Below are 16,070 nucleotides of genomic sequence, written 5' to 3' on the forward strand. Positions count from 1 at the left end.
TCCCCATTTAAATCGCCCTTATTCAAGGGCGATTTGTCATCAGAAGAATGTCATCACTAGCAAGTAACTCGCCGCACAGGCGCAGCTCACGCCAATCAACCCTGGTAAAATGAAACTATGGTTGATGATGAATTTACCAATCTTTGTCGTACCCGAACGGTCAAAGCCAATACATGCCAGATCACTGGGATAGGTTGGCAGGACAAAGTAGCCGTAAGAAGCCGGGAAGAAGGCAATCAGCATTTTCGGCTCAACACCCAGCATCAATCCCATCGGCGCCACAGCGGTTAACGCAGCAGCCTGGCTATTGACCAGTTTAGAAACCAAGAACAGCACGATGGCATACGTCCACGGATGGCTTTTCACCACCCCTTCCAGCGCCATTTTCAGCTCTTCAAGGTGTGCCTGAAAGAAAGTATCACTCATCCAGGCGACACCAAATACTGAGAAAATCGCCACCATTCCGGCTTTAAATACCGCACCATTAGAGATAGCCGATGCATTTACTTTGCAGACTATCAACATTACGGCACCCGCAATCAACATCATCATCTGGATAACCAGATTCATTGATAGTGGCTTTAGCGCACCTTTAATTTCAAACGCTGGACGCAGGGTCGGAATAGCGCCCAATAAGACCACAACCAGGATCCCGGCAAAGAAAATCCATGTTGACCAGTAGGCTTGTTTTGGGAACACCTGGTCCATCAGCGTTTCGCTGCTGCCGTAAATAAATTCACGCTGCTTTGGGTCTTTGAGCTTCTCCTGAAACTCTTTATCGTCCTGCAAATCTTTACCGCGACGTAAACTCCACAGTGCAGCAATTAACACACCAAATAACGACGCAGGCACGGAAACACAGAGAATATCGAGAATACCCCAGGCTTGGCCAATCCCATGGTTAGCGGCCAGAATTGAGATAAGTGAAACTACAGCAACTGACACTGGCGACGCGGTAATCGCCATCTGTGAAGCAATCGATGCCACCGCCATCGGGCGCTCCGGGCGAATCCCTTTTTTAAGCGCAATGTCGGCGATTATCGGGAACATGGTGTAGACCACATGCCCTGTTCCACACAAAAACGTCAGCATCCAGGTTGTGAAAGGAGCAAGCAGAGTGATGTGTTGCGGGTGTTTACGTAGCAGGCGTTCAGCAAATTGCATCATGACATTCAGGCCGCCCGCGGTTTGCAATGTAGCTGCACAACCGATTACGGCAAGAATGGTGAGCATCACATCAACAGGCGGCTTTCCTGGCTCAAGGCCAAAAATGAAAGTCAGGATAAACAACCCAATTCCACTGATTAAACCAAGCCCCATCCCGCCAAAGCGAGTCCCGACCAGAAGGCATAAAATAATGACAATAAATTCAATAGTAATCATGACAATCCCTTTTAAAATTCTATCGCACAAAGCATTACAGATTGTAAGGGTTACCATTGAGACGCAGATCGGATTTGTTAAAACTCAATAAAAACAATTATTTATAACAAATAATTAACAATTTAATGGGCGAGGTTTGCGAAGACCTGGCAAAGTAAGTGATTAATTGAGTTGGGCGGAGAAGTGTCCGCCCAAAGAATTATAATGGAATATGTGAGGTTTTAAGTTGTGGGAGTACCGCATATTCTTCACAAAGATCAATTGCTAACGTTTTTTCCCCACGTTTGAGTTGGATTGTCACACCGTTAGAACCCGGTGTAACGTGCATATCGGTTATCGGCTGTTGATGGTCAAAATCCCAGACGCAAATGAACTGAGAGGTTTGCTCTTTGCTGCGTAGAACCAGATAGCTCAGATCTTGAACCGCTGGGTTATCCGGAGCATTTCCTTGCCATAACTCAGCATGGCCGTAAAGCCACAACGCTTGCCCATGATGAGTTGTGGCAAAGTGACGTGGCTGGCTATTGGTTAACTGTACGCAACGGGCATCTTTCATCATCACCAGCGGGCCATGAGAGCTAAATTGCGCACATTCTCCCTCGCTATCCAGCGCTTTTCCTTGCAGATGCAACGTCCAGTCGATTTGTTGGTTGTGCGGGTTTTGCACGTTGCTGATATCAACAATGGCGTTATCCAGCCACAGTAAACGACGGCGAAAACGCACATCGCGCCAGGCTTCGTTATCCCACTGCACACGCGTATGGCTGTCGAGCTCCGGGGGGACGTGCCGCCAGTCTACTCCTGTATCCAGCCAGCAAAATGCATCACTTTCGTGATAATAGTGCACCACAGGAATCGCAGGCGGTTGGTTGGTCTGGTTCACCGTTATCGTATTGTGGGTAGCGCTATTTTTGTAATACGCATAATGCATTGGCGCGCCGTATCCGGTGGTGCCCAGATCGGGGAGGATCTCTTTTCCACCATTAAAAAGCAGAATATTCAGGCGGTCATAGTGGTCGTGTTCACCGCCGAATGGTGTGTGTTTTATCAGCAACGCACGTTTCTTTTGCGTGTTGCGCCAGATAGTCAGGCCGCAATGGGGGGCGTGAAGATGAGCATCAGGAATCAGTTCAGGCAGTTCTTCTGGCAGCGGCGAGGCATAAACAAAGGCATCAAAATGAGGCTCTGGGTTTTGCTGGCCAATAGCCTTAAGCACCGCGGCATAAAGCTCATCCTGGTAGTAATACCAGGCAAATTCATACAGATGACTATGATCGAGCTTTTCCTGGCCATAGATACAATCATTGATACGTGGAAATGTGCCATCAGGCATTAGCAGCGCAAGAGGGAAGCTGAGCATTTTTTTATAGAAGGGCTCATCAAGCAAGCTCCAGCGCGAACCCATAGCCAGCTTTTCGAATGCCAGGAATCCTTGTAGTGCATAGAAGTGATAATGAATGGAGCCTTCAAACCACAAGCCTTCTTCAAACAAACCATGCTCAAGTTGATAGCGCAGCCCGTAAGGCTGATTTACCGCAAATTCCAGCAAGGCCTCATCTTCAAGAACAAAGCCCAGAATCCCTATAGCACAGCCGATTTTTACCTCATGGTTATGCAATTGCGCAGTGCGATGGGCCATCAGAAATTGCGCACCCTCGCGTAATAAACGGGTAGTAATGTATTCACGCTGCTGCGCGGACAAAGCTTCAGCGATGCAATCATAGCCGAGGGTGAAATCCAGCATACAGTTGGCTTCGCACAGCGTCTGTGCATTCATTTTACCGGGCCCGTTGTAAGGGATCTCTCCGTGAATTTCGTAGCCCGGATAATACTCGGCGTAGCGCATCAATAACTCGCTGACCTTATCCAGATAACCTTGTTCACCCGTGAGTTGCCACAGCAAGCCAAGCTGGTGGCAGGCTTTAGCATTCAGCCCATTAAGCTCGCGCCACCAGGCTCCGTCGTAGGGTTCGCCACTAAACGACTTCCCATCAACCGGGCAGCAATGGGAGGTTGGGGCGTGACGATCCCATTTTAGTCTGACTGCGTGATCCGGGCAGAAATAGTAGAGATTCCAGGTTGCCCGCGCGGTTTCCGGCACTTTGACCGGGTTGTTAAGCACCACGGTATTTTCGGCAATCAACTGCGCCACTATTTCAGGCTGTTGGGCTATACGTTGACGAAGGAGAATAAGTTGTTGCGTGGTGAACTGCTTCATCGCTCGATCCTTACGCTCTTTCAGTGTTGTTTTAATGGGGTAATAAGATGAGAGATATCATCAGGATATTTTGCCATTAGCCATTGTGCTTTTTCGGCAAAGGCGCTGTCATCAGGCCATGCTCGTGCCGCACTGACCATGTTCACTAGCGCTTTTTTATCATCCATTTTGTCGATATCTTTCCACGGCCAAGGCTCATTGCTGTGAACATAGTTGGCGACATACGCGTAGCCTTTGCGCAGGCTGCGGTCATCCAGGGTGAAGTTCCACACATCCACCTGTGCGATCTCACCAAGGCGGCAGAGTTTGTTGTAGGCCTCAAGATGGAAATTGCTGTAATGCCACGGACGGGTACGCTCAATTTCTGCCATCTGACGACCATCTTTATCGAAATGGGCGGGAATACGACGCAGTTGGGTGATTTGTAGACGCTTTTTGGCCGCAGCAAGATCGCCACTAAATAGCGCAAAAGAGGCTGCCTGCAAATCAAAGTAAGTGCCGTGATTGTTGTGCCAATTATCTTCTTCAAAACCATTCTGACTGGTCGTCATCCAGTGGTAGAAATCGCCATACCACTGTTTAATTTTTTGATAGTCATCATCACTAATGACGTTAGCAGGGCGCAGTAACTCCACGGCATCGATGACTTCCACCAATGCGCGGCTGTCGATGAGGCCAATTCCACGTCCGTCATTAATCCCCGGGATCGCCTGAGCATGTTGCAGGTTAGGATTCATGCGGGTGTCAGGATTAACGAACCAGTTCAATAACTGTTCACGCGCTTTTTCGGCATAGGCTGGCTTTTGGGTAAATTGCCATGCCAGCGACAATGTCCAAACATCATTACTCATATTCACCAGGCGCTTCTTGTCCGTGGCGTCACTGTTGGCATCCGGGTTGGTTTGACCGTCTTTACGGATATAAGGCAGGCCATCTTTTTTGTTTGGATCGGGCCACCAGTATGGGGGGAAGCTGTAGTAATCATGTTTGTCACCACTTGCGGCAGTAAGGGTTTTATCCATAACCGAGTAGAGTGGTTTGCCCAGCGCTTTATCAGCACCGGCAATGAGCTTTTCATATGCACCAAGAAACTCAGGATTTTTCGCCGCAACTTGCTGTTGGCTGTAACGTAAATCATCAAGCTTAATTTGCAAGGGATGTGCATCGGCTGCATACAGTGGCGAGGCCGTTAATACGCCGGCAACCGCTAGCGAAAGTAATGACAGGCGAGACAATAAAATGGGTTTCATCGGGCGCATATTTTCTCCGTCCACTAATGGAATAATGTCAGGGCGATAATGACTATCGCTTATTAAATATCAGGTTATTTATAACCGTCATATTTCACGTTGGATGTGTGTTGGCTTTCCTCGCACTCCAGGTCACTTACCTGAGTAAGCTTCTGAGGATTAACTGCATTGCTCCTTTCTGAAGCTCGAATAATTTAGATTCTATACCTGTAGAAGTATTGTTGATTTCGTAAAATATAAGAGTGGAAATAATATTTATGATGCCGAGTGCGCAGTGTAAGAGGCAGGATTAATTTTTATGTGACTCACATCAAATTAACGTTTTCAAGGGTAAATAGCCTCAAAAAATGAGCTTGGCGTCACGTAAATCAATGGTTTTAAAATGTTTTTCAAATGTTGTTTGTATTTTTGATTTTTATAATTGATTGAATTTTATGGTTATATTTTTAGCGTGTGTTTTTGACTTGTTTTTTCGTGTGACTTGAAGCACATTTCTGGATTATGAAACGCTATTTCTGTTTTGCCCCGTTGTTTTTACCTCATGCATTCTATTTAATTACCCCGCAGCCTTTTTTCGTTCCTGAAATAACCTGCTTCACTCCATTTTCTCAATAATCAAATCTCTTAAAATAAGGACGTGAATATAAATGTTTTCCACAAAATTAAAATCCGTATTACTGATCTCTGCCCTTGGTTTTAGTGCTTCGCAAACATTCGCGGCTGAAACACTAAATGTCTGGATTCGCGCCAGCAATGACTCTAAAAATATTTACAAACAAGAGGCTGAAACCTTTGAGAAGAAAACCGGCATTAAAATTGAATATTTTAATGCTACGACAGACTTTGAACAGCGCCTTGCACGTGCCGCTGCGGGTAACGCTTTACCTGATCTGATCTTCAATGATGCAGTTGCTATTGGGCAGTTCATCCAACTCGGCATTGCCGATGAAATTGACCCCAAATCCATTGCAGGCAGTGACAATATTTATCCTACAGCCTGGGAAAGTACTCGCTACACCGACGGTAAATTCTATGGCGTACCTACTTCTGCCCAAACCTTTGCGCTGTTTGTCCGTAAAGACTGGCGCGAAAAACTGGGTATGCCTGAACCCAAAACCTGGGGCGATGTGGCAAAGCTGGCTAAAGCCTTCACCACACAAGACCCGGATGGCAATGGTAAAAACGACACCTACGGCTTTTTGTTGCCGGGTTCCACTACGCGTGGTTACGCCAGTTGGTTTATGAGCGCATTTTTATGGCAGGCAGGGGGGGATTTCATTCGCGAATCAGGCAAGGGTAAATTCAAAGCCTCGCTTGATGAGCCTGCGGCCGTTGAAACCCTGGCATTTATGCGGGGGATGCTTTGTGAAAAAGTTGTTCAGCCAGGCGCTATTAACGCGACAACCGCAGACATTATTCCATCTTTCCGCTCAAGCCAGACTGGCATGTTCTTTACCGGCCCGTATCACATTGCGCTGTTTGATAAAGACCCAGGTAAAGACAAGTTTGAAGTCGTGACCCTCGAAGGGCCGAAAAGTAGCGCAACGCTTGCCGAAGGTACCACTGTCTTCATGATGAAAAGCAGCAAGAATAAAGAAGCCGCACGGAAGTTCATCGAATTTATGATTTCCCAGGAAGGGCAAGAAATCGGTATGGGTAAAGGCACGAAACACATTCCGGTAGTGCGCTTACCTGTGAATAAACAGGTTGATATTCAGGCTGTATATGACGATGCGCGTTGGGCGACCTTCGCCAAATTTTACGCTGAACATGGTCGTTATGTACCGCAGGTGCCTAACTGGACGCCAATTCGCCAGATAACCGCTGATGGTTTCAACCGTATTCTGGCTGATTGTAATAGTGATATCGCCGCCGAACTGAAAGTGACCAATGAGAAGGTCAATGCCGAGCTTGATAAACAGCAGGTGCTGGCGAAATAAGTTTGGTTTTTGAATTTGGTGAATGGTGCTTACGTTTATCCACCCTACACGCTCCGAAATGTAGGGCGGGTAAGCGAAGCGTCGCCTGACACTCAGCCACAGCCTGAATCTTTATAGAGTGAAAATAACGATGTTAACTTCCCGCCAGAAACGGAATCTGGTGCCGTGGATATTTCTTGCTCCGGCACTGGTCATCTTCACCTGGTTTAAATTTATTCCCATGCTGCAAGGCCTGGTGATGAGTTTTTACAAGGTGAACTTCAATCAACCAGACGAATGGGTGGGATTAACCAATTTTTCCCGTGCTTTTGCCGATGTTGAACTCCATGCTGCGGTACTCAATACCTTCCTTTATGTCGTGGTGACAATGGTGATTGGTGCGGTACTGGCATTTTTCCTTGCCATGTTACTTGAAGGGCCCGCTCGTCATCTGCGTTTTATCCGCACCGCCATTTTCCTGCCCGCAGTAACCAGTGCGGCTATAGTCGCCGAAATGTGGAGAATCCTGTTTAACCCAACCCCGAACGGCGTAATGAACCATATCCTGAGCTGGTTTGGTATTGCCGACCAGGGATTTCTCGCAAGTTCAGACCAGGCACTGTGGGTCATCATGTTGCTGCATATCTGGAAAGCGGTGCCGTATAACATGGTTATCTTTATCGCAGGTCTGGCGGGCATTAGCCGTGATCTCTATGACGCCTCAAACGTTGATGGCGCGAACTGGTGGAACCGCCTGCGTTACGTCACGCTACCAGGCATGATCCCGGCGATTTCAGTGGTGTTGATGCTCTCCTTTATTCGCGGGTTCCGTGTATTTGCAGAAGTGTATGCCACAACTGGCGGTGGGCCATCTAACTCCACTGAAATGATCATGACCCATATCTATAAACTCGGATTTGAGCAATTTGACTACGGCTATGCTTCGGCGGTGTCGTTCCTGTTATTCGCCTTTACCGTGCTGTTGACGATTTGTCATCTCACGTTGAAAAAGCGCATTGCCCGCTATTAAGGAGCCACCGATGTTAGGTAAACGTTGGGATACCGCAGGCCGCTGGATGATTTATGGCTTGTTGCTGATTGTATTCGTTGGGCCATTCTGGGGAATTGTTGCTACCGCATTCAGCGGAGCGCCCGTTAAACCGGGCGAGTTGCTGGCATGGCCTAATGAGTTTTCGTTGGAGAATTTTATCTTCGCCTGGAACGACATTGGCGTTTGGCAATATCTGCTTAACTCGATGATTGTCGTTTTTGTTGGCACCATTTTGCAGGTGTCGGTGAGTGCGCTTGCCGCTTACGCCCTGGCGCGGAAAAAGTTCATCGGTGTGTCGCTGGTGAGCCTTGTGATCCTCTCCACCATGATGTTGCCGGAAGAAGTTATCGCTATTCCGCTGTACATGATAATCAACTGGAAGCTGCCACTGATTGATGCGTCGCTCTATAACACCTATCTCGGGATGATCATGCCGGTAGTGGGTTGGGCATTTTCCATCTTCGTACTGAGCGAATTTATGGCCGCCATCCCCAAAGAGCTGGAAGAGGCCGCGCGCATCGATGGTGCAAACGAATGGCAAATCTTCTTCCACGTCATCTTGCCGTTGGTGAAACCTGCTCTTGGCACAGTAGTCACGTTTGGCTTCATCATGATTTGGGACCAGTACCTGCTGCCGTTAATTGTCGTCAACCACGACAGCCTGAACACTATTCCGGTGATTCTCGGCAGCTTGCGCACCGATGAAAGTATCACCCCGAACATCTTTATAGCCATTACGCTTCTGGCGATGTTGCCAAGCATCATCGTTTATCTCGGTCTGCAAAAACATTTCAACCGCGGGATTATGTCCGGCGCGGTCAAAGGATAAGGAGAAACTCATGGGTTCCGTTGTACTGAAGAATGTCTGTAAATCTTATGGCGATGCACATGTCATTAAAGATGTTTCTCTTACTATCCCTGACGGCGAGTTTTGTGTGCTGGTGGGCCCAAGCGGCTGCGGGAAATCAACGTTATTACGCATGATTGCCGGACTTGAGGAGATAACGGGCGGTGAGGTCGCCATCAACGAAAAAGATGTGACCGACGTTGAGCCGAAACTGCGTGATATTGCAATGGTATTCCAGAGCTACGCGCTTTATCCGCAGATGACCGTGCGCGAAAATATGGGCTTCGCGTTGAAAATGGCGAAGCTGCCAAAAGCAGAAATCAGCCGTAAAGTTGAGGCCGCAGCCGATCTTCTGGGATTAGGGGTTTTACTCGATCGTTTGCCAAAAGATCTTTCGGGTGGTCAGCGTCAGCGCGTAGCAATGGGACGTGCGATTGTGCGCAACCCGCAGGTGTTTTTGTTTGACGAGCCACTTTCAAACCTTGATGCAAAACTCCGCACCCAGGTTCGTGGGGAAATCCGCGAATTGCACCGCCGCCTGAAAACAACCTCGGTTTATGTTACCCATGACCAAATCGAAGCCATGACGATGGGGCAGATGATTGTGGTGTTGCGTGAAGGGCGTATTGAACAGGTTGGTAGCCCGCTGGAGTTGTATGACCGTCCGGCAAATCTATTCGTTGCAGGGTTCATCGGCTCTCCTGAAATCAATCAGTTAAAAGGTGAAGTCACGCTGCAAAATGGTGAAATGATGCTGCGCCTCGCCGATGGCTCCCTGCTAAGCTTGCCGCCGGGTATGCAGGTAAAACCACAACAGACAGTGGTTTATGCCATACGCCCGGAGCAGGTCAATGTTGTGGAAGAAGGTGAGGGTAACGGGGCACTAAAAGCGACCATTACCGCCATCGAAAACACCGGTTCTGATATGCAATTGTTCTGTAACACTGGAGGCGGTTCATTTACCTCGGTGTTTAAGCAACGCTTAAATGTTCAGGAAGGTGAAACGGTATGGCTACAACCCAAACTGACCGGTATTCATATCTTTGATGCCGAAAGCGGGCAACGAGTAGCATGCCATTAAGGAGCGATAGATGAAGTTGTACACCCTGGATGTGACGTGTCTTGAGAATGCCCGCCGTTGTCTGCAGCAACCTTTTTCTCCTTTGCAACTGGCGTTGGGGCGTCTGGTCAGCGAGGCGGATAAACTTCGTGGGCAACCACCGGAAAGCGTGGTGCATAAGAAATTACGCTCGGTGAGTGGTGACCCTCATGATTATTACAGCCTGGGGACGTATTGGTGGCCCAATCCACGCAGGCCAAACGGCCTGCCATATATTCGCCGTGACGGGCATACTAATCCGCAATGTCAGAATAATGACACGGACACCACGCGCATCATTCGCATGTGCGAACGCTGTTTGACGCTTGGGCTCGCCTGGTATTTTACCGGGCATCGTAAATATGCCCAGGCAGCAGCAGAGCAAATCAAGTGCTGGTTCCTTGACGAGAAAACGCGTATGAACCCGCATCTGAACTATGGCCAGGCGATTCCTGGTATTGTTTCCGGGCGCGGTACCGGGCTAATCGATACACGCCTGTTATGGATGGTGATTGATACTATTGGTTTGATTAGCCCTGCGGGTGTACTGGATACCGATGACATTATTGGTTTGCACCAATGGTTCAGGGACTTCAACCACTGGATGTTTTACAGCGATGTTGGACATTCTGAATACGTGTGGCATAACAACCACGGCACCTGGTATGACGCGCAACGTGTCGCTAATGCTCTATTTTACGGCGACAAGGGGCTGGTGGCGCGCATTATTCAACAGGGCATTACCCAACGAATGGCTGCGCAAATCGACCAGGAAGGAAAACAGACGATGGAGCTGGAACGTCCGGTGCCATTCCATTATTCCTTATTTAATCTTGAAGCCCATCTGCTGCTTAATCGTTATGCAGAGCATGTCGAATTTGATCGCTGGGATGCAGTACAAGATGGCAGGAGCGTGAAACAGGGGATCGATTATCTGATGCCATTTATTGCAGACCCCGATTTGTGGCCATACAGCGATTTACAGGGCATCGTCTGGGACAGCGCATTACGGCTATTACTGCAATCTATGCGCGGCTATCCGAAGGAGAAGGCACGCTATAAAGTTGTGCTGGCGAGTTTCCCGGAAGAGACGCTCAGTTTACGTGAACAGTTGATGTGGTGCGCATGACAAAGGCGGCATAGCCAGAAACACTCACCGATAATGGCGACAAAAGCGAATAAATCAGTTTATTGCTCGGGTAATAAACGCTGTATTACCCGACATAATGAGGCTTAATGCTGTTGATGATTCACTAAATTTGTCAGGTGCTCATCGGTTTGGCTCATACACAATCCGGCTTTATGAGCACTGCGTACTTCATCAAGTATGGTGTTGAGCAACAGGCCTTCGTCTTGTTGTTCCTGATCCATGCTCTTCAGGAACGTGAGTGTTGGATAATCTCTCAATTCTGTTGCTTCAGCAGTCAATTTTGTCAGTGTCGCACAGCGCTGCTGATAATCTTCAACCGTTTTTTCAAACAGTGCTTCCAAAGAGTCGCATTCGCTTTGTGGCGCTTCAATCGTCCATACAATGGGATTCCCGCCAGCTTGTTTCATAAAATTAAATATACGCATCATCTGCGTAATATTACATTGAGCCTGATTTCTTAAAAAATTCGCCGCACCAGTTAAACTCTTTTCTGAACACCAGTTACTCAACTGCAAATAGAGATTTGAAGAATAAAAATCACGATTTATCTGCAGGTTGAGACTTTGAACCATGCCGGAAGTTGCCATGATAATTTCCTTATTGAGCCGGAATATCGGGATGGAATTAGAATTTTGTATTACATGAAATATGACGGGCATATAGATAAAACAACAAGATTATATCCATGTCATGTCCTGTGAATCCGCGTCCTGACTGCGTTGTAAAAAATAATACCTCTTAAGGGTTATTAATGAAACAGTTGATTCTGGCGTTTCATTCTTATTTACAAAGTTATTCAACAGGAAATATTAAAAAGGAATGATTAAATAATTATCTTCCAAATTATTTATTTTGAATTGCGTGAGTGAAATGACTAAAACTGTGATTCAGCACTGAGTAATTAATCCTGTATTAGATGGATTGTTGTGTCAGATCATATTTTGAGTCTTTCAGTTGAATGCACTCGTGACTGTTTACGATACTGCAAGGGTGTCTGGGACATCATTTTTTTAAAACAAGTAATGAAGTACGTCACTTCTATAAACCCTACCTCCTGTGCGATAGCTTCAATGCTTAATGGTGAAGTGCGCAATAGATCACAGCTTTTCTTTATACGTCGAGTCAGCAAATACTCATGAATACTGCCGCCGGTCTGTTGACGGAAAATCCGCGAGGTATAGCTGCGTGATAAACCAATGGATTGCGCCAGCTCGTCCAGTGAAAATTTCTCACTGTAGTGACTCTCAACCCACTGCATGATGCGTGACGCAACTGTTTGTTGTTGCGGGATTAATAGCTGCGGTTGAGCGGGTAAGAAGGCCATAATTTGCATCACCATAAACGCAACGTCACTGGCGGTGGAATGCCCTGTAGGGTCGAGCTTGTCGAACTGCTCGAGAATCACTTCCATATACTCGGCCTGCTCACTTAAATCGTAAATTTGTGCGGGGACGTTGCTTGCGGCGAGGGCAGAAAATTGAGCTTGTTGGCGTGGAAAGCTATGCAAGGTACTAATAACAGAAGAGTGTTCAATGTGCATGGTGGTGCGGTGATAGAGGTTTTTGTCACTGGCATCGACATGTACCTTATGTAGCCGAAACGGTGGGAAGATAAAAAGCCGCCCGGGTCTTGCGGTGTAATGCTGATTGTCCACCACGACGATTCCATAGCCCTTTGAAATATAAAGAAACTCAACACACTGGTGCCAGTGATAGTACCTGGCGCTGGACGCTCGCAGACGGTGAAATGAGATCACCTGGCTGTCGAGCGTAATTCTCTCCATCAATTGTGGTTCACTCATTTTCCCTCCAGGACAATAAATTTAAATTTTTACGCCATCATTTGTAATTTATTGCGTGCGAAAAGCAAAAAAGCCAATGAAACTGAAATAACGGTTTATTTTTGTGATGCGGCTCACTCTGAGCCGGGAATAAAAGCGACTATTCTTGGTTTCAACGCGTATAACCAGCGCTAAGAAAATATGAATAACAACAACTTATAATTTTCTCGTACTCGACGGGAGGACATCTTGCAACCTGAAAATATCACCCTCAATAACCCTCTGAAAAGCAGGAACGATCTGCAAAATCTGGTGAATGAAGTATTAAATGCAGTTTCACCATTCTTTAAAAAAGATGCCAGCCGCATCGATCTGGCTAATTTCACTGCGCATTACGGGCAGGAAATTGCAAATATGGAAGCCTTCTCGCGTTTACTGTGGGGCGTCACGCCGCTGCTGGCGGGGGGAGGTGAGCCTGAACATTTCTCTTTCTATATTCAGGCAATAAAAAATGGCACCAATCCGGCCCATGCGGATTATTGGGGCGAAGTGGCACCTTACGATCAGCGTATTGTCGAAATGGCAGCCTACGGATTATTGCTGGCCGTCGCACATCAGCCTGTGCTGGCGCATTTTAACGAGCAAGAAAAACACAATCTCTGGCAATGGCTCAAACAGAGCGAAAACCAGGATATTCCGGATAATAACTGGCATTTCTTCCCGATTCTGGTGCAGGTTGGTTTCCATCATTGTGGAATGCCCAATAATGCCCAGGCTCTGGAAAATCATTTTGCCGCCATGGAGAGCTATTACCTTGGCGATGGTTGGTATTCAGACGGGCCTGGCCGCCCACGTGATTACTATATTTCGATGGGTTTCCATTTCTACGGGCTTATCTATTCCAGGTTAATGGCCGATGTTGACCCGCAGCGCTGCAAAAAATTACGCCAGCGCGCAACACTCTTTGCCGCAGATTTCATCCATTTCTTTGCCGACGATGGCGCCGCTATTCCTTTTGGCCGCAGCCTGACTTATCGCTTTGCACAGGCCGCATTCTGGAGTGCTGCTGCATTTGCAGGCCTGGAAGTCTACGAGCCCGGTGTGGTGAAAGGAATTGTGTTGCGTCACTTGCGTTGGTGGTTGCAACAGCCGTTATTTGACCGTGACGGTGTGCTGAGTGTTGGTTATAGCTATCCCAACCTGATAATGGCGGAAGATTACAACGCGCCGGGTTCTCCTTACTGGGGGCTGAAAACCATGCTGGTGCTGGCGTTGAGCGAACAAGATGCATTCTGGCAAGCGGAAGAAATGCCGTTACCTGTGCGTGAATCACCCCACAGCATTCCCCATGCGTCACAAATTTTGGTTCATCAAAAGCACCATTTATGGATGCTGACATCCGGGCAGCTTGAGCTAAATAACTTCGTCAATACCGAAGCTAAATACTGCAAATTTGCCTATTCAACCCGCTACGGATTCACGATTGAGCGTGGTCGTTACGGGCTAAACCATGCGGCACCTGACTCAATGTTGTTGTTATCCGAGAAAGATAACTATTGGCGTGGGCGCCGTGAATGCCAACAAGTCAGTACCGCAGACGGAATGATTTTCAGCCGTTGGCTGCCGTGGCACGACGTGAGTATCGACACCTGGTTGCTGCCGTTGGGCGACTGGCAAGTACGGGTTCATCACCTCAAAACGGCGCGCGAACTCGATTGTGCTGAAGGTGGTTTCAGCCTGCCAAATCGTCCGCTACCGCAAACACAAATGGCACGGGGGAGTTGTTTGCTCACAACCCCTACTGATACCAGCGCCATTTATTGTTTAAGCCCGAAATCACGCAACGCACAGTTAGTCCTGACGCCCCCAAACAGCAATCTACTTTTTGCCGAGCGGGCAGCAGTGCCGTTGCTGCAAGGTGAGTTGAATATCGGCACACATCTGTTAATCAGTGCCACTTGGGCTGGGGATTGTGACGATTTTGATGCGCAATCTTGCCCGCAAGCCATTATCAGCGAGGGTGTTGTACGCCTGGTGATGGGCAATCAAAGCCAACTCCTTATTCTGGAGAAACACCCATGAACATCCCGACACCAACGCGCACCGCACAAATCAAAATGAGCAGTTTTATCTTTCTCTACTTTTTCACCTGGTCCTCAAGCTTCGGATTATATGCTCTGTGGTTAAGCCAGAAAGTGGGATTGGACAGCGTCACCATCGGCAGTGTTTTTGCTATCAATGGCGTCTTTGCTGTGGTCATGAAGCCGGTCTATGGCTACATCATGGACAAAATTGGTATGAGCAAGTGGCTACTCTATTTTGTCTGCGCAATTTCTGCACTGATGGCTCCGTTCTTTGTCACGGTTTATCAACCGTTGCTGCTGACGCATACCACTTTTGGCATTGTGATCGGTGCTTTTTATCTGAGCCTCGGCTGGTACGCAGGTGTTGCGGCTTCCGAATCTTATGCCGATCGCTTTAGCCGATTGTATGGCCTGGAATTTGGGCGCATTCGTATGTGGGGATCGCTCGGTTGGGCAATGGCAGCATCGGTTTCAGGCCTGCTTTTCAACTATACGCCACTGGCAAATTTCATTGTCAGTAGTACCACCTCCGTATTAATGCTGTTGGTGCTGATTAGCCTGAAAATTGGTGATGAACAACTGCGTAATAACAATGTGATTTCAGCGAACAAAATCGTTTTCGCTGATGTTTTGATGCTACTGAAAAACCGCAAGTTCTGGATGTTCAGCCTGTATGTGGCAGGTGTCGCGTGGATGATGTTCGTTGCCGAACAGCAATTCCCACGTTACTTCGTCTCTTTCTTCGATACTAAAGAGCAGGGCAATGCGTGGTACGGCTACCTGAGCACAGTACAGTCCGGCATGGAGTTCGTGATGATGATGTTCATCCCGCTGCTGGTGAATCACTATGGTGCTAAAAAAGGGTTGTTGTTGTGCGGCTGCGTAGTGGGTTTACGCCTGATCGCTTCGGGGCTGACCAGTGACCCGTTGGTGATTTCAATCATCAAACCGTTCTATGGTGTTGAAATTGCTCTGTTGCTCATTTCGGTCTTCAAATATATCGCCGAGCATTTCCATAAGAAAATCAATGCCACCATGTATTTACTGGGTTATCAGGCGATGATTTATGTCGGATCGGTTGTGGTGGCACCGCCTGCGGGTTACCTGTACGACAAAATCGGCTTCGAACACACCTACTTAATAATGGGATGTTGCGCACTGATATTCACCCTGATTTCCGCTTTCACCCTCTCGCGCTGCCAGTCAAAACGCGATGAATCCAATACGTTCTTATCCGCTTTAGACACCGCACCGGTTGAGCCGGCAAAACATTAATTAAAGGAAACGTT

At 47.7% G+C, this 16,070-nt stretch carries 12 protein-coding genes; 7 read left to right on the forward strand and 5 right to left on the reverse strand.

The window, feature by feature from the left end; genetic code table 11:
• Positions 1 to 39: 39 nt before the first annotated feature.
• The 3 genes from IX31_RS00290 to IX31_RS00300 all read right to left on the reverse strand — a co-directional run bounded on the left by IX31_RS00290 (position 40) and on the right by IX31_RS00300 (position 4,851).
• The gene (locus tag IX31_RS00290; protein WP_034455064.1) at positions 40 to 1,383 is read right to left on the reverse strand and encodes an anaerobic C4-dicarboxylate transporter; all 1,344 of its coding nucleotides are present in this window, start codon (positions 1,381 to 1,383) and stop codon (positions 40 to 42) included.
• A 199-nt stretch (positions 1,384 to 1,582) separates the two neighbouring features.
• On the reverse strand, positions 1,583 to 3,601 hold the full coding sequence (locus tag IX31_RS00295) for a heparinase II/III domain-containing protein (RefSeq protein WP_051880448.1): 2,019 nt from the start codon (positions 3,599 to 3,601) through the stop codon (positions 1,583 to 1,585).
• A gap of 20 nt (positions 3,602 to 3,621) precedes the next feature.
• Positions 3,622 to 4,851, reverse strand: coding sequence for an alginate lyase family protein (locus tag IX31_RS00300; RefSeq protein WP_051880620.1), 1,230 nt, complete (start codon positions 4,849 to 4,851; stop codon positions 3,622 to 3,624).
• A gap of 647 nt (positions 4,852 to 5,498) precedes the next feature.
• Here IX31_RS00300 and IX31_RS00305 point away from each other — a divergent pair.
• The 5 genes from IX31_RS00305 to IX31_RS00325 all read left to right on the forward strand — a co-directional run bounded on the left by IX31_RS00305 (position 5,499) and on the right by IX31_RS00325 (position 10,896).
• Positions 5,499 to 6,791: an ABC transporter substrate-binding protein gene (locus tag IX31_RS00305; protein WP_034455065.1), complete on the forward strand. Its 1,293-nt coding sequence runs from the start codon at positions 5,499 to 5,501 to the stop codon at positions 6,789 to 6,791.
• A 124-nt stretch (positions 6,792 to 6,915) separates the two neighbouring features.
• Positions 6,916 to 7,800 carry a carbohydrate ABC transporter permease gene (locus tag IX31_RS00310; RefSeq protein WP_122973995.1) on the forward strand — a complete coding sequence of 295 codons (885 nt, stop codon included), beginning with the start codon at positions 6,916 to 6,918 and terminating at the stop codon, positions 7,798 to 7,800.
• Positions 7,801 to 7,810: 10 nt separating this feature from the next.
• Positions 7,811 to 8,650, forward strand: a complete 840-nt coding sequence (locus tag IX31_RS00315; protein ID WP_034455067.1) for a carbohydrate ABC transporter permease — start codon at positions 7,811 to 7,813, stop codon at positions 8,648 to 8,650.
• A 10-nt stretch (positions 8,651 to 8,660) separates the two neighbouring features.
• A complete protein-coding gene (locus IX31_RS00320; RefSeq protein ID WP_034455068.1) occupies positions 8,661 to 9,749 on the forward strand; it encodes an ABC transporter ATP-binding protein in 1,089 nt (362 codons plus the stop codon).
• A 10-nt stretch (positions 9,750 to 9,759) separates the two neighbouring features.
• Complete coding sequence (locus tag IX31_RS00325) at positions 9,760 to 10,896, forward strand: alginate lyase family protein (protein WP_034455069.1); 1,137 nt, start codon at positions 9,760 to 9,762, stop codon at positions 10,894 to 10,896.
• Positions 10,897 to 11,000: 104 nt separating this feature from the next.
• Here IX31_RS00325 and IX31_RS00330 read toward each other — a convergent pair whose 3' ends face one another.
• On the reverse strand, positions 11,001 to 11,504 hold the full coding sequence (locus IX31_RS00330) for a non-heme ferritin-like protein (RefSeq protein WP_034455070.1): 504 nt from the start codon (positions 11,502 to 11,504) through the stop codon (positions 11,001 to 11,003).
• A 347-nt stretch (positions 11,505 to 11,851) separates the two neighbouring features.
• The gene (locus IX31_RS00335) at positions 11,852 to 12,718 is read right to left on the reverse strand and encodes an AraC family transcriptional regulator (RefSeq protein ID WP_034455071.1); all 867 of its coding nucleotides are present in this window, start codon (positions 12,716 to 12,718) and stop codon (positions 11,852 to 11,854) included.
• A gap of 228 nt (positions 12,719 to 12,946) precedes the next feature.
• Here IX31_RS00335 and IX31_RS00340 point away from each other — a divergent pair, with 228 nt between their 5' ends.
• Both IX31_RS00340 and IX31_RS00345 read left to right on the forward strand, forming a co-directional pair.
• On the forward strand, positions 12,947 to 14,779 hold the full coding sequence (locus tag IX31_RS00340; protein WP_034455072.1) for a DUF2264 domain-containing protein: 1,833 nt from the start codon (positions 12,947 to 12,949) through the stop codon (positions 14,777 to 14,779).
• Entirely contained in the window at positions 14,776 to 16,056 is a 1,281-nt protein-coding gene (locus tag IX31_RS00345) for an oligosaccharide MFS transporter (RefSeq protein WP_034455073.1), read from the forward strand. The genes IX31_RS00340 and IX31_RS00345 overlap by 4 nt, the downstream gene beginning before the upstream one ends.
• Positions 16,057 to 16,070 lie beyond the last annotated feature (14 nt).

Origin of the sequence: Buttiauxella noackiae, assembly GCF_000737905.1 — a bacterium.
GTDB classification, from domain to species: domain Bacteria; phylum Pseudomonadota; class Gammaproteobacteria; order Enterobacterales; family Enterobacteriaceae; genus Buttiauxella; species Buttiauxella noackiae.